At 71.7% G+C, this 21,315-nt stretch carries 20 protein-coding genes; 10 read left to right on the top strand and 10 right to left on the bottom strand.

Annotated elements, in window-relative coordinates; translation table 11 throughout:
- Nucleotides 1–33: 33 nt before the first annotated feature.
- Entirely contained in the window at nucleotides 34–795 is a 762-nt protein-coding gene (locus tag ACH4TL_RS04695; protein WP_398313670.1) for a dioxygenase, read from the top strand.
- Nucleotides 796–829: 34 nt separating this feature from the next.
- Here the strand turns inward: ACH4TL_RS04695 and ACH4TL_RS04690 are convergent, their stop codons facing one another.
- A complete protein-coding gene (locus ACH4TL_RS04690) occupies nucleotides 830–1,240 on the bottom strand; it encodes a hypothetical protein (protein ID WP_398312179.1) in 411 nt (136 codons plus the stop codon).
- A gap of 356 nt (nucleotides 1,241–1,596) precedes the next feature.
- On the opposite strand from ACH4TL_RS04690, the gene ACH4TL_RS04685 reads away from it, so the two are divergent.
- A complete protein-coding gene (locus ACH4TL_RS04685) occupies nucleotides 1,597–2,598 on the top strand; it encodes an RNA polymerase sigma factor RpoD/SigA (protein WP_398312182.1) in 1,002 nt (333 codons plus the stop codon).
- 130 nt (nucleotides 2,599–2,728) lie between these two features.
- Here ACH4TL_RS04685 and ACH4TL_RS04680 read toward each other — a convergent pair whose 3' ends face one another.
- On the bottom strand, nucleotides 2,729–3,466 hold the full coding sequence (locus ACH4TL_RS04680; protein WP_398312185.1) for an SDR family NAD(P)-dependent oxidoreductase: 738 nt from the start codon (nucleotides 3,464–3,466) through the stop codon (nucleotides 2,729–2,731).
- Between the two features lie 238 nt (nucleotides 3,467–3,704).
- Between ACH4TL_RS04680 and ACH4TL_RS04675 the strand changes: the two genes are divergently transcribed.
- From ACH4TL_RS04675 to ACH4TL_RS04665, 3 genes are all read left to right on the top strand, one after another.
- Nucleotides 3,705–4,466 carry a DeoR/GlpR family DNA-binding transcription regulator gene (locus tag ACH4TL_RS04675; RefSeq protein WP_398312189.1) on the top strand — a complete coding sequence of 254 codons (762 nt, stop codon included), beginning with the start codon at nucleotides 3,705–3,707 and terminating at the stop codon, nucleotides 4,464–4,466.
- A complete protein-coding gene (gene pfkB, locus ACH4TL_RS04670; protein WP_398312192.1) occupies nucleotides 4,463–5,407 on the top strand; it encodes a 1-phosphofructokinase in 945 nt (314 codons plus the stop codon). The genes ACH4TL_RS04675 and pfkB overlap by 4 nt, the downstream gene beginning before the upstream one ends.
- Nucleotides 5,408–5,492: 85 nt before the next feature.
- Nucleotides 5,493–7,598 (top strand): fructose-specific PTS transporter subunit EIIC, encoded by a 2,106-nt coding sequence (locus tag ACH4TL_RS04665; RefSeq protein WP_398312195.1) that lies wholly within the window; start codon nucleotides 5,493–5,495, stop codon nucleotides 7,596–7,598.
- Nucleotides 7,599–7,605: 7 nt separating this feature from the next.
- Here ACH4TL_RS04665 and ACH4TL_RS04660 read toward each other — a convergent pair whose 3' ends face one another.
- Both ACH4TL_RS04660 and ACH4TL_RS04655 read right to left on the bottom strand, forming a co-directional pair.
- A complete protein-coding gene (locus tag ACH4TL_RS04660) occupies nucleotides 7,606–8,526 on the bottom strand; it encodes an FAD-dependent oxidoreductase (protein WP_398312198.1) in 921 nt (306 codons plus the stop codon).
- A 77-nt stretch (nucleotides 8,527–8,603) separates the two neighbouring features.
- The gene (locus tag ACH4TL_RS04655) at nucleotides 8,604–9,758 is read right to left on the bottom strand and encodes a P1 family peptidase (RefSeq protein WP_398312201.1); all 1,155 of its coding nucleotides are present in this window, start codon (nucleotides 9,756–9,758) and stop codon (nucleotides 8,604–8,606) included.
- Between the two features lie 202 nt (nucleotides 9,759–9,960).
- Between ACH4TL_RS04655 and ACH4TL_RS04650 the strand changes: the two genes are divergently transcribed.
- The gene (locus ACH4TL_RS04650) at nucleotides 9,961–10,503 is read left to right on the top strand and encodes an AMP-binding protein (protein ID WP_398312204.1); all 543 of its coding nucleotides are present in this window, start codon (nucleotides 9,961–9,963) and stop codon (nucleotides 10,501–10,503) included.
- A gap of 3 nt (nucleotides 10,504–10,506) precedes the next feature.
- A complete protein-coding gene (locus ACH4TL_RS04645; RefSeq protein WP_398312207.1) occupies nucleotides 10,507–10,695 on the top strand; it encodes a hypothetical protein in 189 nt (62 codons plus the stop codon).
- Nucleotides 10,696–10,753: 58 nt separating this feature from the next.
- Here the strand turns inward: ACH4TL_RS04645 and mscL are convergent, their stop codons facing one another.
- The 5 genes from mscL to ACH4TL_RS04620 form a co-directional block, all read right to left on the bottom strand.
- Nucleotides 10,754–11,200: a large conductance mechanosensitive channel protein MscL gene (gene mscL / locus ACH4TL_RS04640; protein WP_398313672.1), complete on the bottom strand. Its 447-nt coding sequence runs from the start codon at nucleotides 11,198–11,200 to the stop codon at nucleotides 10,754–10,756.
- 132 nt (nucleotides 11,201–11,332) lie between these two features.
- Nucleotides 11,333–12,049 carry an RcpC/CpaB family pilus assembly protein gene (locus tag ACH4TL_RS04635; RefSeq protein ID WP_398312210.1) on the bottom strand — a complete coding sequence of 239 codons (717 nt, stop codon included), beginning with the start codon at nucleotides 12,047–12,049 and terminating at the stop codon, nucleotides 11,333–11,335.
- 151 nt (nucleotides 12,050–12,200) lie between these two features.
- Complete coding sequence (locus ACH4TL_RS04630; protein ID WP_398312213.1) at nucleotides 12,201–13,049, bottom strand: S-methyl-5'-thioadenosine phosphorylase; 849 nt, start codon at nucleotides 13,047–13,049, stop codon at nucleotides 12,201–12,203.
- 97 nt (nucleotides 13,050–13,146) lie between these two features.
- Complete coding sequence (locus ACH4TL_RS04625; RefSeq protein WP_398312216.1) at nucleotides 13,147–13,527, bottom strand: FmdB family zinc ribbon protein; 381 nt, start codon at nucleotides 13,525–13,527, stop codon at nucleotides 13,147–13,149.
- Nucleotides 13,528–13,637: 110 nt separating this feature from the next.
- The gene (locus tag ACH4TL_RS04620; protein ID WP_398312219.1) at nucleotides 13,638–15,146 is read right to left on the bottom strand and encodes a potassium/proton antiporter; all 1,509 of its coding nucleotides are present in this window, start codon (nucleotides 15,144–15,146) and stop codon (nucleotides 13,638–13,640) included.
- Nucleotides 15,147–15,414: 268 nt separating this feature from the next.
- On the opposite strand from ACH4TL_RS04620, the gene ACH4TL_RS04615 reads away from it, so the two are divergent.
- Nucleotides 15,415–18,189: a penicillin acylase family protein gene (locus ACH4TL_RS04615; protein WP_398312222.1), complete on the top strand. Its 2,775-nt coding sequence runs from the start codon at nucleotides 15,415–15,417 to the stop codon at nucleotides 18,187–18,189.
- Between the two features lie 204 nt (nucleotides 18,190–18,393).
- On the opposite strand, the gene ACH4TL_RS04610 is transcribed toward ACH4TL_RS04615, so the two are convergent.
- A complete protein-coding gene (locus tag ACH4TL_RS04610; RefSeq protein ID WP_398312225.1) occupies nucleotides 18,394–18,993 on the bottom strand; it encodes a 5-formyltetrahydrofolate cyclo-ligase in 600 nt (199 codons plus the stop codon).
- A 73-nt stretch (nucleotides 18,994–19,066) separates the two neighbouring features.
- On the opposite strand from ACH4TL_RS04610, the gene galU reads away from it, so the two are divergent.
- Both galU and glp read left to right on the top strand, forming a co-directional pair.
- The gene (galU, locus tag ACH4TL_RS04605) at nucleotides 19,067–19,969 is read left to right on the top strand and encodes a UTP--glucose-1-phosphate uridylyltransferase GalU (protein ID WP_361487364.1); all 903 of its coding nucleotides are present in this window, start codon (nucleotides 19,067–19,069) and stop codon (nucleotides 19,967–19,969) included.
- A gap of 4 nt (nucleotides 19,970–19,973) precedes the next feature.
- Nucleotides 19,974–21,308 (top strand): gephyrin-like molybdotransferase Glp, encoded by a 1,335-nt coding sequence (glp, locus tag ACH4TL_RS04600; protein WP_398312229.1) that lies wholly within the window; start codon nucleotides 19,974–19,976, stop codon nucleotides 21,306–21,308.
- The last annotated feature ends 7 nt before the right edge of the window (nucleotides 21,309–21,315 follow it).

Raw genomic sequence — 21,315 nt, 5'->3', positions numbered from 1 at the left:
TCGTCTGGCCGAGGAGTCGCCGCCGTGTCGCGCATGCCCGCCCTCTATCTCAGTCATGGTGCTCCGCCGCTCGCCGATGATCCGGTCTGGCCCGGGCAGCTCGCCGCCTGGTCGGCGGAGCTGCCGCGGCCCACCGCCATTCTGATGATCTCCGCGCACTGGGAGGAGGCCCCGCTCGCCATCGGGGCCACCGAGACGGTGCCGCTGGTCTACGACTTCTGGGGATTTCCCCAGCACTACTACCGGGTCCGCTACGCCGCGCCCGGCGCTCCCGAGCTGGCCGAACGGGTCCGTAAGACGCTGCGCGCGGCGGGTACGCCCGTCCAGGACATCCCCGACCGCGGGCTCGACCACGGTGCGTACGTACCGCTGGTCGAGATGTACCCGGACGCCGACATTCCCGTCCTCCAGGTCTCGATGCCGACGTTGGACCCGCGGAAGCTGATGGACATAGGCCGCAAGCTCGCCCCGCTGCGCGACGAGGGAGTGCTGATCGTTGGCAGCGGCTTCTTCACCCACAACCTGGCCGCGCTGCGGCACTCAGGCCCGACGCCGCCCGGCTGGTCGACCGAGTTCGACGACTGGGGGCAGAGCGCGCTCGCCGGGCAGGACATCGACGCGCTGCTCGACTTCGAGCACGCTTCCCCGAGCGGCTCCCTCGCCCACCCGCGCACCGAGCACTTCGCCCCGCTGTTCGTCACGCTGGGCGCGGCGGAGTCGGAGCTGGGCAGTCAGCGGAGTGTGATCGACGGCTTCTGGATGGGGCTGGCGAAGCGGTCGGTGCAGTTCGGCTGAGGGCTGCTCGATTCGCTTGGTCCGGGCGGGCGAGTCAGTCCGAGTGGGCATGGAAGACGTAGAACGACACCGCCGCCGTCGACAGCGCCACCCCCAGGCCGACGCCGGTCGCCCGTCCGACCGCCGCCCCGCTCAGGCAGTACAGGAAGCCGATCACGCAGCCGAGGAGCGTTCCGTACAGCCCAGCCCTGACCTCCGGCAGCAGCCGTCCCTGGAACCGCCCGACCAGATAGCAGGCCGCGCCGACGACGATCGCCGCCGCCACACCGAGGAGCGTGGCGGAGGGCAGGGTCATGCCCTGGTTGCGGCCGATGAAGATCGCGTAGCCGCCGCTGAGGACGCCCAGTACGACGGGGACCGCCCAGGAGGCGGAGGCGTGGAGCGGTACGGCGGGGAGATGCGGCCGGTGGCGCCGGTGCGCCGGGGCCGAAGCGGAACCGTTCATGGCGGGACCTCCTCCCCTCCAGCGCACACCCGCCCGGGGCCTCCGGCAAGCCCGGGCCCGGTGGCGTGCTCGGGCAACCAGATGGCCATGGGATCCGTCTTGTGAAGTGAGAGCCGAGGTGAAAGGCGGGGGGAAGGTGGCCGTTCCGATGCGATGCGCGCCCCTGACCAGTGCTTTCTTCGAGCTGCTGCGTCGCGCTGAACCCCCTGCGGGGGCACAGGGTACTGCATGATCGTAAAAAGCTGGGCGCGGCTTGGGAATTCTGTCCGGATTCCAGTCGTTGTTTCCATCGGACGGGGCACCCGCCCAGGGAACCGTTCATAGTCCGCGCCCGATCCATCTGTAAGGGAGCACGCATGGCAACCCGTGCCGTCGCCCGCAATCAGTCCACCACCGGTGGCGCTGATGGGGCCAACAGTGTTCGCGCCACAGGCGGGGAGATCGCCGATCGCGACCTGGTCGGCATGTATCTCGACGAGATCGCTCGCACCCCGTTGCTGGACGCGGCGAAGGAGGTCGAGCTGTCCCAGGCTGTCGAGGCGGGTGTATATGCCCAGCAGATCTTGGACGGAGAGGCCGAGGACACCGGAGCCGCGGGTGCGAGCCGAGAGGAGCTCGAGGCCATAGCGGCCGAGGGCGCCCGCGCCAAGGATGTCTTCATCCGCTCCAATCTGCGCCTGGTCGTGGCCGTGGCGCGCCGTTATCCGCGCAGTGGTCTGCCCCTGCTGGACCTGATCCAGGAGGGCAACGCGGGCCTGGTGCGCGCCGTGGAGAAGTTCGACTACACCAAGGGTTTCAAGTTTTCGACCTATGCCACGTGGTGGATCCGCCAGGCCATCACGCGCTCGATCGCTGACCAGTCCCGTACGATCCGGCTGCCCGTCCACCTGGTCGAGGAGCTGGGCCGGATCCGCCGGGTGCAGCGTGAGTTCAACCGTGAGCACGGCCGCGAGCCGGAGCACACGGAGATCGCCGAGGAGCTGGGCTCCACCCCGGAGCGGGTCTCGGACGTGCTCGACTGGGCGCGCGACCCGGTCAGCCTCAACATGTCGGTGGACGACGAGGGCGAGACCCAGTTCGGCGACCTGTTGGAGGACACCTCGGCCGTCTCGCCCGAGCAGTCGGTGATGACGCTGCTGCGCAGCGAGGAGCTGGAAGACCTCATCGGCCGCCTCGACGACCGGACCGCCTCCATCATCAAGGCGCGGTACGGCATCGACGACGGGCGGGAGCGCACGCTCACCGAGGTCGGAAAGCAGCACGGGCTCACGCGTGAGCGCATCCGCCAGATCGAGAAGCACGCCTTGCTGGAACTGAAGAAGATGGCCCGTCAGACCGGCTTCGACGCCGCGGCTTGAGCCGCCGCGCCCGTATGGACCGACTGCACGCCACAGACCCCATAGACCGAGCCCCGGCGCACTCCCCCGAGCGCCGGGGCTCTTCCTTGCCCTTCCCTGCCTTCCTCGCCCGATCGGGCTGCTGGGCTGCTCAGGCAGCGAAGCCGCCGTCCACGGAGATCGAGGCCCCGCTGATGTAGCGGCCGCTCTCGCCCGCGAGGTGGGCGACGGTCGCGGCCACCTCCGACGGCAGCCCGTAGCGGCCGAGCGCGGTGAGGCCGCTCAGCATCGCGGCGCTCTCGCCGTCGGCGGGGTTCATGTCGGTGTCGATCGGGCCGGGGTGGATGAGGTTGACGGTGATGCCGCGCGGGCCCAGCTCACGGGCGAGCGCCTTGGTCAGGCCGGTCAGCGCCGTCTTGCCGGTCGCGTAGAGGCTGCTGCCGGGGAAGGCGGCGCGCTCGGCCAGGCAGCTGCCGATGTTGATGATCCGCCCGCCGTCGGCCAGCCGCCCGACGGCTGCCTGGGCGGTCAGGAACGGCGCCCGGACGTTGATGTCCAGGGCGCGGTCGATGTCCTCCAATGACAGCTCGGTGACCGGGCCGAGGGCTCCCACGCCCGCGTTGTTGACCAGGATGTCCAGGCGCCCGAACTCGTCGGCGGCCCCCGCGACGGCCGCCCGCACCGCCTCCGGGTCCGCGCCGTCGGCCCGTACGGCCAGGGCACGGCGGCCCAGCGTCTTGATCCGTTCGACGACGGACGCCGCACGATCGGCCCGGTCGCGGTAGGTCAGGGCGACATCGGCGCCGTCCTCGGCGAGCCGGAGGGCGATGGCCTCGCCGATGCCGCGGCTGCCGCCGGTGATCAGGGCCGCCTTGCCGTCGAGTGTCATGTCCGCTCCCGGATGCGATGAATGCGATGTATGCGGTGAACGCCGTGCATGCGACGAAGGGCATTGAAGGTACTGCTCGGCGGCGGACATCGGGGGTGAACAGGCCCGGACTTTCGGAGTTGGCCCGAGTCTGCCCGGTCGAGTTTGTTTCGTGCCCGAGTCTGTTTACTTTCCGGAAGCGGCGACGTAATCTGGCCGCGAAATCACAGGTTCGGGCATGGAAGGGACGTAAACCCACATGTACGCACCGGAGCGTCAGCAGGAGATCCTCCGGCTCGCCCGCGACAGCGGACGGGTGGATGTCCTGTCCCTCGCCGAGGAGTTCCAGGTCACCGCCGAGACCGTACGGCGCGATCTGCGGGCCCTCGACCGGGCCGGGTTGGTGCGCCGCGTGCACGGGGGCGCGATCCCGGCCGGACGCCTCGACTTCGAGCCCGACCTCGCCGAGCGAGAGGGCACCGCCGCCGACGAGAAGGACCGCATCGCGCGCGCCGCCCTCGCCGAGCTGCCCGCCGACGGCAGCGTGATCATCGACGCCGGTTCGACGGCGGCCCGGTTCGCTGCCGCCATCCCTCTGGAAGCCGGGCTCACCGTGGTCACCCACGCGCTGCCGATCGCCGCGCGCCTCGCCGACCACCCCGGCATCGCCCTGCACCTGGTCGGCGGCCGGGTCCGGCACCGCACCCGGGCCGCCGTCGACGCCTGGGCGCTGCGCGGCTACGGCGAGATCAGGGCCGACGTCGTCTTCCTCGCCACCAACGGCTTCTCCCCGGACAGCGGGCTGACCACCCCCGACCTCGCGGAGGCCGCCGTCAAGCAGGCCATGATCAGCGCCGCCCGCCGGGTCGTCCTGCTCGCCGACTCCGGCAAGTTCGGCCAGGAGCACTTCGCCCGCTTCGGCGGCCTCGACGATGTCGACCTGCTGATCACGGACACCGGTCTCGACCCACAGGACGCCCTCGCCATCGAAAAGCAGGGCACGGAAGTAGTACGCGCATGATCCTCACCGTCACCCCCAATCCCAGCCTGGACCGTACGTACGAGATCCCGGCGCTGGAGCGCGGCGCCGTGCTGCGGGCCACCACCGACCGGGTCGACCCCGGCGGCAAGGGCGTCAACGTCTCGCGCGCCGTGGCCGCCGCCGGGCACCGCACCGTGGCCGCTCTGCCGCTCGGCGGACCCGAGGGCGCGCTGCTGGCGCGGCTGCTCGAAGAGCTGGGCATCGAGGCGGCGGGCGTGCCGGTGCGCGGCTCGACCCGGGTCAACATCTCCGTCGCCGAGCCGGACGGCACCCTGACCAAGCTCAACGCGAGCGGACCCGAGCTGAGCGACGCCGAGGCCGAGGCCCTGCTGGAGGCGGTGCGGAGCCGGGTCGCCGGCGCCGACTGGATCGCCTGCTGCGGCAGCCTCCCGCGCGGGCTCGCCCCCGAGTGGTACGCCGAGCTGGTCGCCCGGGCCCACCGCGCGGGGGCCAGGATCGCCCTGGACACCTCAGGCCCCTCCCTGACCGCCGCGCTGCGCGAGCGCCCCGATGTGGTGAAGCCCAACGCCGAGGAACTCGCCCAGGCCGTCGGCCGCCCGATCGCCACCGTGGGCGAGGCGGTCAAGGCCGCCGAGGAGCTGCGCGAGCTGGGTGCCCGCGCCGTCCTGGCCAGCCTCGGCGCCGACGGTCAGCTGCTGGTCGACGGGACCGGCACGTACTTCGGCACGGCCAAGGTCACGGCCGTCCGCAGTAATGTCGGTGCGGGTGATGCGTCCCTCGCCGGATTCCTCGCCGTGGGCGGCACCGGAGCCGCCGCGCTCGCCTCGGCCGTCGCCCATGGCGCGGCCGCTGTACAGCTGCCGGGCAGTGCCATGCCGACCCCGGCCGACCTGGACCCGTCCGCGGTCACGACGACCTCGGACGTCCCGCTGGACCGCGCACTCAAGGAGCCCGCGTGACCGGCCCGACCCACTCCCACCCCCCAGTCCCCACCCCCTCCGCCCGCCTGCCACAGGGCGGTATCGCACCCAAGGGAGCCGCGAGATGAGTGATTTGATCACCGCGGATCTGGTCGACCTTGACCTGTCCGCCGACACCAAGGAAGCCGCCGCCCGGTCGCTCGCCGAGCGCATGGTCGCGGCCGGCCGGGTCACCGACCTCGACGGCTTCCTCGCCGACGTGGCGGCCCGCGAGGAGCAGATGCCGACCGGCCTGGACGGCGGCATCGGCATACCTCACTGCCGCAGCGAGCATGTCACCGAGCCGACGCTGGCCTTCGGGCGCAGCACGGCCCGGATCGACTTCGGCGCGCCGGACGGACCGGCCGACCTGATCTTCCTGATCGCGGCCCCCGCGGGGGCGGACAGCGATCATCTGACGATCCTGTCCAGCCTTGCCCGGCATCTGATGAACGCCGAGTTCACCGGCGCCCTGCGGGCCGCCGACGACCCGGCCCGGGCGGCCGCGCTGATCCGCGGTGACGAGGAACCGTCCGCCGCCTCGGACAGCGCCTCGGACGGCGCTTCGGAGGCGCCCGCGGCCGAGGAGCCGCAGGACGCGGCGAGCGGCCCGGCGGAATCGGCCGCAGCCCCCGAGCCCGCCGGGACCGTGTCCGCACCGGCGGCCGCGGCGGCGCCTTTCCGGATCGTCGCCGTCACCTCCTGTCCCACCGGCATCGCGCACACCTACATGGCCGCCGAGTCGCTGGAGAACGCGGCCCGCGAGGCCGGTGTCGAGCTGGTGGTGGAGACCCAGGGCTCGGCCGGGTTCGAGAAGCTGCCCGCCGCCACCATCACCGCCGCCGACGCCGTGATCTTCGCGCATGACGTGGAGGTCCGGGACAAGGAGCGGTTCGCCGGGAAGCCGACGGTGGACGTCGGGGTCAAGGCGGGCATCAACCGCCCGGCCGAGCTGGTGGCCGAGGCACGCGACAAGGCGGCGCGCGGCGAGACCAGCGCACCGGCGAACGCGGCCGACGACGCCTCGGACGGCGCCCCGATGGACGCGGGCGGCGACCGCTTCGGCACCCGGCTGCGCAAGTGGCTGATGACGGGCGTCAGCTACATGGTCCCGTTCGTCGCCGCGGGCGGTCTGCTCATCGCGCTCGCCTTCGCGATCGGCGGCTACGAGATCGCCAACGCCAAGTCCGTCGCGGACCACTTCGTGTGGACCGAGACCGCCAGCTGGGCGGCGCTGCTCTTCCAGATCGGCAGTGCGGCCTTCACCTTCCTGGTGCCGGTCCTGGCCGGGTACATCGCCTACGGCATGGCCGACCGGCCAGGGCTCGTGCCCGGATTCGTCGGCGGCTTCATCGCCACCACGATCAAGGCGGGCTTCCTCGGCGGTCTGGTCGCGGGCCTGATCGCGGGCGCGGTCGTCATGGGAATCCAGCGGTTCAAGGTCCCGGCGGCGCTGCGCGGCATCATGCCGGTCGTGGTGATCCCGCTGATCTCCTCGGCGGTCGTCGGCTTCCTGATGTTCGTGGTGATCGGCAAGCCCATCGCCTCCGCCCAGACGGCGATGACCGACTGGCTCAACGGGCTCTCCGGCGCCAACGCCATCGGCCTGGGCGTGATCCTCGGCCTGATGATGTGCTTCGACCTCGGCGGCCCGGTCAACAAGGTCGCGTACGCCTTCGCGACCGGTGGCATCGCGGTGTCCAACCCGAGCGACGGCAGCCTCAAGATCATGGCCGCGGTGATGGCGGCCGGCATGGTGCCGCCGCTGGCGATGGCGCTGGCCACCACCGTGCGCGGGAAGCTGTTCACCAAGACCGAGCGGGAGAACGGCAAGGCCGCCTGGGTGCTGGGCGCCTCCTTCATCAGCGAGGGCGCCATTCCGTTCGCGGCGGCGGACCCGCTGCGGGTGATCCCCTCCTCGATGGCGGGCGGCGCGATCACCGGTGCGCTGTCGATGGCCTTCGGCTGCACACTGCGCGCCCCGCACGGCGGCATCTTCGTGGTCCCGCTGATCGGCCAGCCGTTCCTCTACCTGCTGGCCATCCTGGCGGGCACGGTGGTGACGGCCGGACTGGTGATCTTCCTCAAGGGGCTGCGGAAGAAGGCGGAGGCCGGTGCCACGGCCCCGGTCGGTGACGCCTCCGCGAAGGGCGCCACCGGGGACGAGGAGAAGGTGGCGGTCGCGGTCTGACCCCATCTCAGCCACCCCCCATCCCGTCCGTGGCGAGGCCGCGCGCAGCGTAGTAGGCGCTGAGCGCGGCCTCGCTGCCTGAGCCCATCGCGGTCGCGATCCGCTGGAAGCGGGCGGAGCGCAGATCACCGGCGGTACGGATCCTCGGGTGCTGACGCCCGGGCGGACAGTAACCGGACCCACCGGTGACGACGGACCCGCCGGGCGGCGCCGGGGCGCTGCCCAGATTCAGGAACGCCAGGTCGGCCGTGAGGACACGCCGCTCGCCCGCGGTCGTCAGCGCCTCGGCCCGCAGCGGCGCCGACGGTGGCCCCAACTCCAGCCGCCGCACGGCGATCAGCTCCACCCGGGCGTCCTGCCCGATCTCCTCGGTCTTGTATGCGTCCTCGGGCGGATGGGCGACCAGGAAGCGGGCCCGCAGCCCCGGATGAGCGCGGGTGAGGGTGCCCAGGGGGCGGTCCGCGCCGAGCACCAGGACCGTGCGGCCGGTGAGCGCCGCGGCATCCGCCTCCCACAACTGCGGCAGCTCCCGGCCCTCCGCTCCCGCGAGCCACCCGGCGGCCGCGGGCGCCAGCGGCCCGACTCCGGTGGCGACGACGGCATACGGCGCGGTCAGCCGCGCACCGGCGGACCCCCTCCCCTCGACCGTCACCTCGACCCGGTCCTCGAAGGCGTCGATCCGCGTGGCACGCCGCCCGAGCGCGACCCGGCAGAGGTCGCAGCCCTCCACGTCGGCCTCGATCGCCGCCGCCAGCCCGGGGCCGGTGGTGAAGCCCAGGACGTTGCTCACCACCGGGATGCGCCGCAGCGCACCGCACAGCGCGCCGCCCGACTCGACGAGGACGGACCGCATCCCGAGGCTCGCCGCCATCACGGCCGCCGCACAGCCCGCCGGGCCGCCGCCGACCACCAGCAGATCGGCATCCATGGTGGTATCCCTCCCTTCCTTCTCGACGCGGTCCGCTCAGAGCGGCCGCCCAGAACCCGCTGCTCAGAACTCGCTGCTCAGAACGGCCCGTTGTACAGGTCCCGGTACGCGGGGAAGACCCCGCCCGGGCCGTCCACGCCCTCCGCCGCTAGCACCGCCTTGACCACGGCCCGGGTCAGCGCGTCCGCCCCGGCCGCCAGCACCTCGTTCAGCGCCCCGGCCTCCCGGTGCACCCCGAACGCCGGATCCGCCGCATCGCCCCCGCTCTCCTCCGGCACCAGCGGGCGGTCACCCGTGGCCAGGGCGAAGACCGTGTCACCGTCGGACATCAGATGCACCGGCCTGATCGCCCGGGCCAGACCGTCGTGCGCCGTGCCCGCGAGCTTGTGCGCCTGGGCCCGGGTGAGCGCGGCGTCGGTGGCGACCACGGCCAGGGTGGTGTTCAGCGGAGGCCGCACCGACGCGGCCTGGCGCCGCTCCGACTCGGCCCGCGCGGCGGCCAGTCGGCGCACCGCCTCCGCATGCTCCTCCCCGCCGGGGCGGTAGGGCCCGCCGTCCCCGGACGGCTCGTACGCCTGCCCGTACAGCACGCCGGTCCGCGGGTCGACCACCGACCCTGCCGCGTTGAGCGCCACCAGCGCGGCCACCGTGATGCCGGACGGCAGCACCAGCGACGCCGACCCCATACCGCCCTTGAGCCCGCCGGCCACCGCGCCCGTGCCCGCACCCGCATTGCCCTGCCCGACCGGCGCGCCTGGCTCCGTACCGGCCGCGGCCTCTGCGGCCTCCCGGCCCAGGGCCGCGCCCGGCCGGGCCCGCCAGTCGCCGCCCCGGCCGAGGTCGAAGAGGGCGGCCGTGGGGACGACCGGGACGACCTGCGCCGGATCGGGGCCGACCCGGAAGCCGCGGCCGTGCTCCTCCAGCCATCCGGCCACCCCCGAGGCGCTGTCCAGGCCGAAAGCGCTGCCGCCGGTCAGCACGACGGCTTCCACACGCTGGACCAGATTGCGCGGATCGAGGGCGTCGGTCTCCCGGGTGCCCGGGCCACCGCCGCGCACATCGACGGCGGCGACCGCGCCGCCCTCGGGAGCCAGCACGACGGTGGTTCCGGTCAGCCATCCGTCTCCGGTGCGCTGCGCATGCCCGACGCGCAGCCCGGGTACGTCTGTCAGCGCGTCGGCCCGGCCGGGGTACGGGGAGTCATGGTCATGGGTGGTTCGTTCGGCATCCATGACCGCTATGCGTAGCACGGCGACTCGTGTCATGGTCGTACAGCGAGGCGTGCCCGGCTCCGGACCGAGGGCCCCGGGGGACACCTCCGGACGGCGCGCGCCGGGCCATCGTCGCCTCATATAGCGGGCGTTCATCAGACGTTGATGACGTGACAGCAGGCTGTGCGGTATGCCGTTCGTCCCTGTCGCAAGGAAGACCGCCGTGCCCCATACCTCCCGGACGGAGGAGCTCCCGACCCTGGCCGCTGCCACGCGGCAGACCTCCCGGGTGGCCCTCCGGTGGATCAGCGAGCCCGACTGCACCGAGGAGCTGACCCACGCCGAACTGCTCGACCAGGCTGCCAGGGCCGCCGCTGCCCTCACCCGGCTCGGGGTCCGGGCCGGAGACCGGGTGGCGGTCCATCTGCCGCTGGTGCCGGAATCCGTGATCGCCACCCTCGCCTGCGGCCGCCTCGACGTCGTGCGCGGCAGCCTGCCTGTGGGGCTGCGCCCGCATGAACTGCGCGACCGGATCAGGGAGATGGACGCCAAGATCGTCATCACCGCGGACGGGGAGCAGCGCTGCGGGGAGCAGCACCCGCTCAAGCAGCTCGTCGACCGGGCGCTCACCGGCTGCCCCGGCGTACGGAACGTGCTGGTCGTGCACCGGCTCTCCCGCCCGGTGTCCTGGAAGCCCGGCCGGGACCTGTGGTGGCACGACGAGCTCGGCCGGTACACCGAACCGCTGCCGCGGTCGTACTCTTGAGCCATGAGCACTGCCCCTGCCCCCGGACCGCGCGATCCGGCCGCCGCGCTGATCTTCGACGATCCTCTGGCGCAGCCGTCCTCGGACGACACGGACCGCGGGTGGGGCGAGCGGGCTCCCGGCGGCCACGGCGCCGACAGCGCCGCGGATCTGGCCCGGTTCCTCGACGAGAAGCCGCCCCACCACCTCTGACGGCGTGGGGCCCCATGCCGGAAGCCACGACGGCGCACGGCGCCCAGCAGGCGCTCGGCTAGGGAGTGGGCCCGCCCTCGCGCCGGGCCACCAGCTCGTCCCGGATCTCGCGGAGCAGCATGATCTCCTCGGCCTCCGTCTCGGCCTGCTCCTCCTCGGCCTGCTGCTCCCGGGCGGCCTTGCGCGCCAGATAGCGCGACATCGGCAGCACCATCAGGAAGTACACCACCGCGGCGGTGATGAGGAAGGTCAGCACGGCGGACAGCACGGTGCCCCAGAGGATCGGGATGCCCTTCACCACCTCGCCCGCCGCGTTCGTCTCGCAGGGCGCCTCGAGGCAGGAGCGGTACTTCTCCAGGTCCTTCGTGCCGAAGGCGCCGACTATGGGATTGATCAAGCCCTTCACTATGGAGTTCACGACGGCGGTGAAGGCGGCCCCGATGACCACCGCGACCGCGAGGTCGATCACATTGCCGCGCATCAGGAAGGCTTTGAAGCCCTCCATGACGCTCTGCTTCTCCTCGGGCACCTTTTCTGTGCTCAACCCACTGCCTTTCTCTCGCCGCCACGGTGCAGGAGCGGACGGTTCCGCAACTTACACCGGCGCCGAGCAGGCCCAGCAGGTGAGGCGTATGTGTCAGGAGCGGCACAGGGCCACCGCCAGGTGTGAGGCGGCCCCGGCCCCGGCGAGCGCGGCGGCGGCCGCGCGCTCCACCCTGAGCACCACCAGCGCCCCGCCGTCCGCCGGGCCGCCGCCGTCGAGCGCCCCGGCATCCGGCTCGCCCGCTTCCGGGGAGCCTGCGGCTCCCGAGCCCCCGGCCCGGGGCACCGCGCCGTCCCGGAGGCCGGGGACGGAGGCCACCCGGACCCCGCGCGCGACCATCCGCGCCGGGGCATCGGAGCCATGGCGCCGGGCGGCGTCGGGCGCGGGTGTGGCCAGCACGTCCACCCGGTCGCCGGGGTGCAGCAGCCGCACCGCCGCCGCGTCGGCGATCCGGACCGGCGCGGACACCAGCGCGGTCCGGGACGGCTCGTACCGGCCCCCGGCCGCGGTGGCGGGGGAGGGCTCCGGGCGCGCGGACCCCTGACCGGACGGTGCCGCGGCCGCGAGCGCGGCGGCGGTCAGCGCCAGCCCGGCCGCCATCGAGCGCCGCCGTCGCCGCAGGGACCGCCGCAGCCGGTATCTGCCGTCGCGCGCCACCCGCACCGGACCGAAGCGCGGCACCGCGCGGGCCGGCGGAGTGGCGCGGGCCGGTGGAGAAGACACCGAGGACGGGGGTGGGGACAGGGAAGCGGACGGGGACGTGATCGAGGGTGACGCGGGGGAGGGGGACGAGGGGAACGGACGGGACATGGCACAACACCGCCTGCCGGGAGGAGCCGGGAGCTTCTTGGCCCCATCACCATGCCCGGCCTCGCCCGATCCCGCTGGGGCCTGTGGACGGCCGCCGCCTTGTGGACAACTCGGTCCCCCACACCAGGCAACACCCGCCCCGGCCCGCCCGCTACGGCAGCTCTATCCCCAGGTCCCAGCCGTCGTGCCCGTGGGCGCACAGGCAGTCCCGGTCGGCGTTGTCCGGAAGGCCGCTGACCGCGTCGAAGAGCACCTCGCGCAGCCGCCCGACGTTCTCGCCGAACACCTTCAGCACCTCGGCGTGCGAGACGCCCTCACCCGTCTCCACCCCCGCGTCCAGGTCGGTGACCAGCGTCAACGACGTGTAGCACAGCTCCAGTTCACGGGCGAGCACCGCTTCCGGATGTCCCGTCATCCCGACCACCGACCAGCCCTGCGCGGCATGCCAGCGCGATTCCGCCCGGGTGGAGAAGCGGGGTCCTTCGATCACGCACATCGTCCCGCCGTCCACCGGCTCCCAGCCGCGGCCGCGCGCCGCCGTCACCGCCGCCTGCCGCCCCACCGGGCAGTACGGGTCGGCGAAGGTCGTGTGCACCACGTTCGGCACCCGCCCGTCCGGGAGCGGCTCGCCGTCGAAGTAGGACTGGTCGCGTCCCTTGGTGCGGTCCACCAGCTGATCCGGCACCAGCAGCGTCCCCGGCCCGTACTCCGGCCGCAGACCGCCCACCGCGCACGGTCCGAACACCTGCCGCACTCCGGCCGCGCGCAGGGCCCACAGATTGGCGCGGTAGTTGATCCGGTTCGGCGGCAGACGGTGGGTGCGGCCGTGCCGGGGCAGGAAGGCGACCCGCCGTCCCGCGATGTCGCCGAGGAAGAGCGAATCGCTCGGCTCGCCATAGGGAGTCTTCACGGTGATCTCGGTCACATCGTCGAGGAACGCGTAGAACCCCGAACCCCCGATGACCCCTATGTCTGCTTGTGTGCTGCTCGTCTCGGCCATGCGATCACCCTAGCCAGCGGCGGTCGACGGCGCCCCGGATGCACCGCACCCCCGCGGCTTTCCGGGAGGAAGCGGCAGGGGTGCGGGAGGCGCGAGATCAGGCGGCCGAGCTGGTGCTGCTCGACGACGTGCTCGACGAGGAGGAGCTCGACGAAGACGACGAAGACGTCGACGAGGACGACCCCGAGGAGGTGTCCGACGAGGAGGAGGACGAAGACGACGAGGTCTTGTCCGACGACGACGAACCGCTATCGCTCTTCGCCGCGGACTTCGCCGAGCCGCCGCTCGAGCTGCTGGACGACGAGCGGCTGTCGTTCCGGTAGAAGCCGGAGCCCTTGAAGACGATGCCGACCGCGGAGAACACCTTCTTCAGGCGTCCCTGGCACTGGGGGCATTCGGTGAGCGCGTCGTCGGTGAACTTCTGCACCGCCTCGAGGCCCTCGCCGCACTCGGTGCACTGGTACTGGTAGGTCGGCACGTACTTCCTCCTGGCACTCTCACTCATTGAGTGCTAACGACGCTCCATAGTGCAGTATTCCGGCCCGCCAGTCCACCGCACTACGGCACACGGTGACCTACGCCACGCCCTCAGCCGCCGCCGGTGCCCAGCCAGCCCGCCAGCTTGCCGCCCCGGCCGACCGCTCGCAGCCGCTGTTCGGCCGCGTCCCGCACCGGGTCGGTGGCCACCACCAGGAGTTCGTCGCCGCGCCGCAGCACGGTCGACGGCAGGGGGACGAAGCTGGAGCCGTCCCGGACGACGAGGGTGACCGCGGCCCCGGGCGGCAGCCGCAGCTCGGCGACCTCCACCCCGTGCATCCGGGAGCCGTTGGGGATCGACACCGACAGCAGGTGGCCGCGCAGCCGCTCCAGCGGCGCCGACTCGATGCCCAGGTCCGCGGTGCCCTCCGACTCCTCCAGCTGGAGCCGGGTGGCGAGCCAGGGCAGCGTCGGCCCCTGGATCAGGGTGTAGATGATCACCAGCACGAAGACGATGTTGAAGATCCGGCGGCTGTCGGGCACCTCGTTGACCATGGGGATGGTCGCGAGCACGATCGGCACCGCGCCGCGCAGCCCGGCCCAGGACAGCAGGACCTTCTCCCGCCATGCCACCCGGAACGGCGTCGTGCTCACCAGCACCGACACGGGCCTGGCGACCATGGTCAGCACCAGGCCGACGACGACGCCCGGCCAGATGTCGTCGGCCAGTTCGTGCGGCGTCACCAGCAGTCCGAGCAGGATGAACATGCCGATCTGGGCGAGCCAGCCCAGCCCCTCGGCGAAACCGCGGGTGGCCGGCCAGTGAGGCAGCTTCGCGTTCCCCATGACGAGCGCGGCGAGGTAGACGGCGAGGAAGCCGGAGCCGTGCGCCAGGCTTCCGCCCGCGTACGCGACGACCGCGATGGCCATCACCGCGATCGGGTACAGACCCGAGGCGGGCAGGGCGACCCGGCGCAGCCCGTACGAGCCGAGCCAGCCGATCGCGAGACCGACGACGGCGCCGATCGCCAGCTCCAGCATGATCTCGCCGATCATGAGGTACCAGGGGTCTATGGGCCCCTGGCTGGAGAAGGCGACGACCAGGATGACCACAGGGGCGTCGTTGAAGCCGGATTCGGCCTCCAGGGTGCCGGTGAGCCGCTTGGGCAGCGGCACCTTGCGCAGTACGGAGAAGACGGCCGCCGCGTCCGTGGAGGACACCACCGCGCCGATGATCAGCGCCTGCCGCCAGTCCAGCCCCACCACATAGTGCGCCGCCGCCGCGGTGACTCCCACGCTCACCGCGACGCCCGCGGTCGACAGCACGGCGGCCGTGGGCAGCGCGGGTTTGATTTCCTGCCACTTGGTGCCCAGACCGCCCTCGGCCAGGATCACCACCAGCGCGGTGTAGCCGATGACCTGTGTCAGCTCGGCGTTGTTGAAGGTGACGCCGAGCCCGTCCGTGCCCAGGGCGACGCCCATCCCCAGGTAGAGCAGCAGGGTGGGCAGGCCGCTGCGGGACGAGATCCTTACGGCCGCCACCGCGACGAGCAGGACGAGAGAGCAGACCAGCAGCAGTTCATTGAGGTGGTGGACAGTCAGGGGCCGAACCTTTCTCACGTGAGCGGCGGGACCTTCGGGGACGAGGTGAACGGTTCCCGGCCGACCGGAACTTCATTGCCTTACCTAACATTTTACGGGTTCTTGACGCGGGCCTTCCACATGGGCCGCTCGCGCCACATGCGGCCGAGGTGCGGTGGAGGTGCCGGAGACCCGGTCCGGTGGCCGGTGGACGGCGTCAGCCATGACTCCGCGTAGGGGCGACGACAGCGCTGCGCCTATGGTTGCTCCAGCACTCCAGGATCACCCTGCCCCTCGAAGGACAGCGATGCCCGCCAACAAAACCGGCTCTTCTCCCAAGAAGAAGAGCCGACGTCTCCGCCTGATCGTGATCGCAGTCGTGCTGCTGCTCGTGGGGGGTATCGGTTTCGGCACGTACTGGAGCATCAGTACCGTGCGGGCCTCTTTCCCGGAGACCACGGGCTCGCTCCAGCTCAAGGGGCTTTCCGATCCCGTCCAGGTCAAGCGCGACGGTTATGGCATACCCCAGATCTACGGAAACTCCCCCGAGGATCTGTTCCGCGCCCAGGGCTTCGTCCAGGCCCAGGACCGCTTCTGGGAGATGGACGTACGCCGCCATATGACGGCTGGTCGGCTCTCGGAGATGTTCGGTTCCGGCCAGGTGGAGACCGACGCGTTCCTGCGCACCATGGGCTGGCGCCGGGTGGCGCAGCAGGAGTACGACACCAAGCTGTCGCCGACGACGAAGAAGTATCTGCGGGCCTATTCCGCCGGGGTCAACGCCTACCTCAAGGACCACGAGGGCAAGGCGCTGTCGGTCGAATACGCGGCGCTGGGCTTCAAGAACGACGGCTACAAGCCCGAGAAGTGGACCCCGGTCGACTCGGTCGCCTGGCTCAAGGCCATGGCCTGGGACCTGCGCGGCAACATGCAGGACGAGGTGGACCGCGCCCTGGCGTCGAGCCGGTTGAGCGCCAAGCAGATAGAAGACCTGTACCCGTCGTATCCGTACGGCCGGAACAAGCCGATCGTCCAGGGCGGCGCGCTCGACGAGGCCACCGACGAGTTCGACCCCAAGGCCACGTCGACGGGCACCACGGGCAACGCGGGGACCGCGGGGGCCGGTGGTGCCGCGAGCGGGGTGGGCGGAGCCACGCAGGGGCTCCAGAGCCAGCTGACCTCCATGTCGAAGACCCTGGAGAAGGTTCCAGCGCTGCTCGGCCCCAACGGAAGCGGCATCGGCTCCAACTCGTGGGTGGTCTCCGGCGAGTACACGACCACCGGCAAGCCGCTGCTCGCCAACGATCCGCATCTGGCACCCCAGCTGCCGTCCGTCTGGTACCAGATGGGCCTGCACTGCAACCAGGTCAGCAGCAAGTGTCCGTTCGACACGGCGGGCTACACCTTCTCCGGGATGCCCGGTGTGGTCATAGGCCACAACCAGAACATCAGCTGGGGCATGACCAACCTGGGTGCCGACGTCAGCGACCTCTACCTGGAGAAGGTCACCGCGACGCACTACCTCTACGACGGCAAGCAGGTCCCGTTCCGCAGCCGTGAGGAGACCATCAAGGTCGCGGGCGGCAAGAACCGCACGATCACGGTACGCAGCACCAACAACGGGCCGATCGTCTCCGACCGGGACGACGAGCTGACGAACGTCGGCAAGAGCGCACCGGTCGGCAGCGGGGCCGACGACGTGGCCCCCGACCGCGGCGACGGTTACGCGGTCTCCCTGAAGTGGACCGCGCTGTCCCCGTCGAACAGCATGGACGCGGTCTTCGGGCTGAACTCCGCCCGGAACTTCGAGGACTTCCGCAAGGCGGCCCAGGACTTCGCGGTCCCCGCCCAGAACCTCATCTACGCCGACACCAAGGGCAACATCGGCTACCAGGCGCCGGGCCGGATCCCGGTGCGCAACGAGGGCGACGGCCGCTACCCGGCGCCCGGCTGGGACTCGCGCTACCGGTGGTCCTCGAAGTTCATTCCGCAGTCGGCGCTGCCCTGGGAGTACAACCCCCAGCGCGGCTACATCGTCACCGCGAACCAGGCCGTCATAGACAAGAAGAAGTACCCGTACCTGCTGACCGACGACTGGGGCTACGGCGCGCGCAGCCAGCGCATCACCGACCTGATCGAATCCAAGATCAAGGACGGCGGGAAGATCTCCACGGACGACATGCAGTCCCTCCAGACGGACAACAGCAGTGAGATCGCCAAGCTGCTGACGCCCTATCTGCTGAAGATCAACGTCAAGGACCCGTTCGTCCGCGACGCCCAGAAGCTCCTGGAGGGCTGGGACTACACCCAGGACGCCGACTCGTCGGCCGCCGCGTACTTCAACGCCGTCTGGCGCAACACCCTGATGCTCGCCTTTGGCGACAAGATGCCCAAGGAGCTGCGCGTCAAGGGGCAGTGCCTGCGGGTGCGCCCGGCGGGGGACTCCGGTCCGATCGAGGACCTGGACGGCAACACCCGGCTGGTGCGCGAATGCGGTACGCGCGACGCCGACCAGGCGCAGCCCGACGGCGGCGACCGCTGGTACGAGGTCGTACGGAAGATCATCAAGGATCCGGGCAACGACTGGTGGAAGACCGCGGGCACCCGCAACAAGCCGGGCGCGACCAATCGTGACGAGCTTCTCGCCGAGGCCATGAAGGACGCGCGCTCCGAGCTGACCGCCAAGCTGGGCAAGAACATCAACAGCTGGAGCTGGGGCCGGCTGCACCAGCTGACGCTGAAGAACCAGACGCTGGGCACCGAAGGCCCGGGGGTCGTCCAGTGGATGCTGAACCGCGGCCCGTGGGACCTCGCGGGCGGCGAGGCGGCGGTCAACGCGACCGGCTGGAACGCGGCGGGCGGCTACGACGTCACCTGGGTGCCGTCGATGCGGATGGTCGTCAACCTCGACAACTTCGACAAGTCGCGGTGGATCAACCTCACCGGCGCCTCCGGCCACGCCTACAACGCGCACTACACGGACCAGACCGAGAAGTGGGCTAAGGGCGAGCTGCTGCCCTGGGCGTTCAGCAAGACCGCGGTGGAGAAGTCCACGGACGATCAGCTGGCCCTCACTCCCTGAGGCGGCCCCTGAGGCCACAGACGGCCCTCTGCGGGCCGTTCCCGCCCCCGGACCGGGGCGGGGGCCCGTGAACCTCCTGGCCCCGCCGGAGACGCCTTCGGGCGCTTCCGGCGGGGCCGTCGCTCTGTCCGGGCGGGCGTGGAGGTGGAGGTGGAGGTGGAGGTGAGTGTTCAGGTGAAGGCGCGTGTCAGGCAGCGGCAGGCGTCAGGTGAAGCGGTGCGCCCCCGAGGGCGTCACCGCCGCGTGCACCGGGCGGTCATGGGGCTCCTCCGGGACGGCGTCCAGCAGCTCGCCGTCGTGGAGCAGCACCACCAGCGCGGGATCGGCCCCGGCCCGCGCCAGCCGGGCCAGCACCCGGTCGTACGAACCGCCGCCGCGTCCCAGCCGCATGCCGCGCCGGTCCACCGCGAGCCCGGGCAGCAGGACCGCGTCCGCCCGGGTGACCGCGTCCGGGCCCAGCCGCGGCCCGCCGGGCTCCAGCAGGCCCCGGCCGGCGCGGACCAGCCTGTCCGGGCCCTCGTCCACGCCCCAGTCGAGGTCGTTGTCCGGCAGCAGGACGGGGAGCAGCACGCGTACGCCCCGGGCGCGCAGCGCGTCCCGCAGCGCGCGCGTACCGGGCTCGCGCCCCACCGAGACATAGGCCGCCACGGTGCCCGCGCGAGCCAGCTCCGGCAGCTCCAGCGCGCGACACGCCAGTGAGGCTCCGGATGCCTCGATGTCATCCGCCGTCAACCCGGACCTCATCGCCAGGAGGCGTCTCCGCAACGCGGGCTTACTAACGTCGGTGGTGCTCACTGAGTGCACATACTTCCTGTCTCATGTCATATTCACCGTATCCTCATCAATCGCCCGAAAGGCACCGGATAAGGTTCGGGACATGACTCAATCGCGTACTCGGATCAGCAAGGCTGTCATCCCTGCCGCGGGCCTCGGAACCCGCTTCCTCCCGGCCACCAAGGCCACCCCGAAGGAGATGCTGCCGGTCGTCGACAAGCCGGCGATCCAGTACGTCGTCGAGGAAGCCGTCACCGCCGGCCTGTCCGACGTTCTTATGATCACCGGTCGCAACAAGCGGCCCCTGGAAGACCACTTCGACCGCAACTACGAGCTCGAAGAGGCACTGACGCGCAAGGGCGACGAGACCCGTCTCGCCCGCGTCCAGGAGTCCAGCGACCTGGCGACCATGCACTACGTCCGGCAGGGCGACCCCAGGGGCCTCGGCCACGCCGTGCTGTGTGCCGCCCCGCACGTAGGTGACCAGCCCTTTGCCGTCCTCCTCGGCGACGACCTCATCGATGCCCGCGACCCGCTTCTGGCCCGGATGGTCGAGGTACAGGAGCAGCATGGCGGCAGCGTCATCGCCCTGATGGAGGTGGATCCCGCGCAGATCCACCTCTATGGCTGCGCCGCTGTGAAGCCCACCCTGGACGAGGGCGTCGTCCAGGTCACCGGACTGGTCGAGAAGCCCGACCGGGCCGACGCGCCCAGCTCGTACGCGGTTATCGGCCGCTATGTGCTGGATCCGGCCGTCTTTGACGTGCTGCGCCGCACCGAGCCCGGCCGTGGCGGCGAGATCCAGCTGACCGACGCGCTCCAGGCGCTCGCCGCTGATCCGGACCTCGGAGGCCCGGTGCACGGCGTCGTCTTCAAGGGGCGGCGGTACGACACAGGCGACCGTGGCGACTATCTGCGTGCCATTGTCAGACTCGCGTGCGAACGTGAGGACCTGGGCCCGGACTTCCGGGAATGGCTTCGCAGTTACGTCACCGAGGAGATGTAGCACTTTGAGCAGCACCGCGGCACGGGCCGCCGATCAGGGCACGGGCGAGGGCCGGGAGCGTCACCGGGTCTGGTCGGTGGCCGAGCACCTCGACGACATCCTCGGGCACATCCACCCGCTGGATCCCATCGAGTTGCAGCTGCTGGACGCCCAGGGCTGCGTCCTGGTCGAGGACGTCACCGTGCCCGCCGCCCTCCCGCCCTTCGACAACAGCGCGATGGACGGCTATGCCGTCCGCACGGCCGATGTCGGGGCGGCTACGGAGGAGCATCCCGCGGTGCTGACGGTCGTCGGGGACATCGCGGCGGGCAGCGGCGAGCTGCCCGCCGTCGGCCCCGGCGAGGCCGCCCGGATCATGACCGGCGCCCCGCTGCCGCCCGGCGGCCAGGCCGTCGTCCCGGTCGAGTGGACCGACGGCGGCCTGGACAACGGGCCGGTCAGCGGCATGCCCGCCCGCAGTTCGGATCCGCACGGCGGCAGCGGCCTGGTGCGGGTCTTCCGGCCCGTCCGGGACGGGCAGCATGTGCGCACCCGGGGCAGCGACGCGGGGGCGGGGGAGCTGGCGCTGAGCGCCGGTACGGTCCTCGGGGCGGCGCAGATCGGGCTGCTGGCCGCCATCGGCCGCGCCACGGTCAAGGTCCGCCCGCGGCCCCGCGTCGTGGTGCTGTCCACCGGCAGCGAGCTGGTCCAGCCCGGCGAGGCGACGGGGCCCGGCCGCATCTACGACTCCAACAGCTACCAGCTCACCGCCGCCGCCCAGGAGGCCGGGGCGATCGCCTACCGGGTGGGCTCGGTCGCCGACGACGCGCAGACGCTGCGCGCCACCGTCGAGGACCAGCTGAGCCGCGCCGACATCGTCGTCACCAGCGGCGGAGTCAGCGTCGGCGCGTACGACGTGGTCAAGGAGGCGATGCACGAGGTCGATTTCCGGACGGTGGCCATGCAGCCCGGCAAGCCCCAGGGCTTCGGGCGGATCGGCTCCGACCGGACCCCGCTGCTCGCCCTTCCCGGCAACCCGGTCAGCTCGTACGTCTCGTTCGAGCTGTTCGTCCGGCCGGTGATCCGCACCATGCTGGGCGCGGGCATGGTCCACCGCGGCACCGTGCGGGCGGTCTGCCCGGACGGGATCGCGTCCTCGCCGAGCGGCCGCCGTCAGTTCCTGCGGGGCTGGTACGAGCCGTCGGCGGTCGCGGGCGAGCCGGGCGGTGTCGCCCCGGTGGGTGGTGCCGGGTCGCATCTCATCAAGGCCCTCGCCCGGGCCAACGCGCTGATCGTGGTCCCCGAGGATGTGACCGAGGTCGCCCCCGGGGCCGAGGTGGACGTCGTCCTTCTCGCCTAGCGGGAGC

The organism is Streptomyces sp. NPDC021115 (genome assembly GCF_044333065.1).
Lineage (GTDB): Bacteria > Actinomycetota > Actinomycetes > Streptomycetales > Streptomycetaceae > Streptomyces.
The sequence above is the reverse complement of the archived record's forward strand: the minus strand, read 5'-3'. Positions and strand labels throughout refer to the sequence as shown.

Coding starts and splice junctions, on each gene's coding strand:
- ACH4TL_RS04695 (WP_398313670.1), top strand. CDS start 34: ATGCCCGCCCTCTATCTCAGTCATGGTGCTCCGCCGCTCGCCGATGAT.
- ACH4TL_RS04690 (WP_398312179.1), bottom strand. CDS start 1,240: ATGAACGGTTCCGCTTCGGCCCCGGCGCACCGGCGCCACCGGCCGCAT.
- ACH4TL_RS04685 (WP_398312182.1), top strand. CDS start 1,597: ATGGCAACCCGTGCCGTCGCCCGCAATCAGTCCACCACCGGTGGCGCT.
- ACH4TL_RS04680 (WP_398312185.1), bottom strand. CDS start 3,466: ATGACACTCGACGGCAAGGCGGCCCTGATCACCGGCGGCAGCCGCGGC.
- ACH4TL_RS04675 (WP_398312189.1), top strand. CDS start 3,705: ATGTACGCACCGGAGCGTCAGCAGGAGATCCTCCGGCTCGCCCGCGAC.
- pfkB (WP_398312192.1), top strand. CDS start 4,463: ATGATCCTCACCGTCACCCCCAATCCCAGCCTGGACCGTACGTACGAG.
- ACH4TL_RS04665 (WP_398312195.1), top strand. CDS start 5,493: ATGAGTGATTTGATCACCGCGGATCTGGTCGACCTTGACCTGTCCGCC.
- ACH4TL_RS04660 (WP_398312198.1), bottom strand. CDS start 8,526: ATGGATGCCGATCTGCTGGTGGTCGGCGGCGGCCCGGCGGGCTGTGCG.
- ACH4TL_RS04655 (WP_398312201.1), bottom strand. CDS start 9,758: ATGGATGCCGAACGAACCACCCATGACCATGACTCCCCGTACCCCGGC.
- ACH4TL_RS04645 (WP_398312207.1), top strand. CDS start 10,507: ATGAGCACTGCCCCTGCCCCCGGACCGCGCGATCCGGCCGCCGCGCTG.
- mscL (WP_398313672.1), bottom strand. CDS start 11,200: ATGGAGGGCTTCAAAGCCTTCCTGATGCGCGGCAATGTGATCGACCTC.
- ACH4TL_RS04635 (WP_398312210.1), bottom strand. CDS start 12,049: ATGTCCCGTCCGTTCCCCTCGTCCCCCTCCCCCGCGTCACCCTCGATC.
- ACH4TL_RS04630 (WP_398312213.1), bottom strand. CDS start 13,049: ATGGCCGAGACGAGCAGCACACAAGCAGACATAGGGGTCATCGGGGGT.
- ACH4TL_RS04615 (WP_398312222.1), top strand. CDS start 15,415: ATGCCCGCCAACAAAACCGGCTCTTCTCCCAAGAAGAAGAGCCGACGT.
- galU (WP_361487364.1), top strand. CDS start 19,067: ATGACTCAATCGCGTACTCGGATCAGCAAGGCTGTCATCCCTGCCGCG.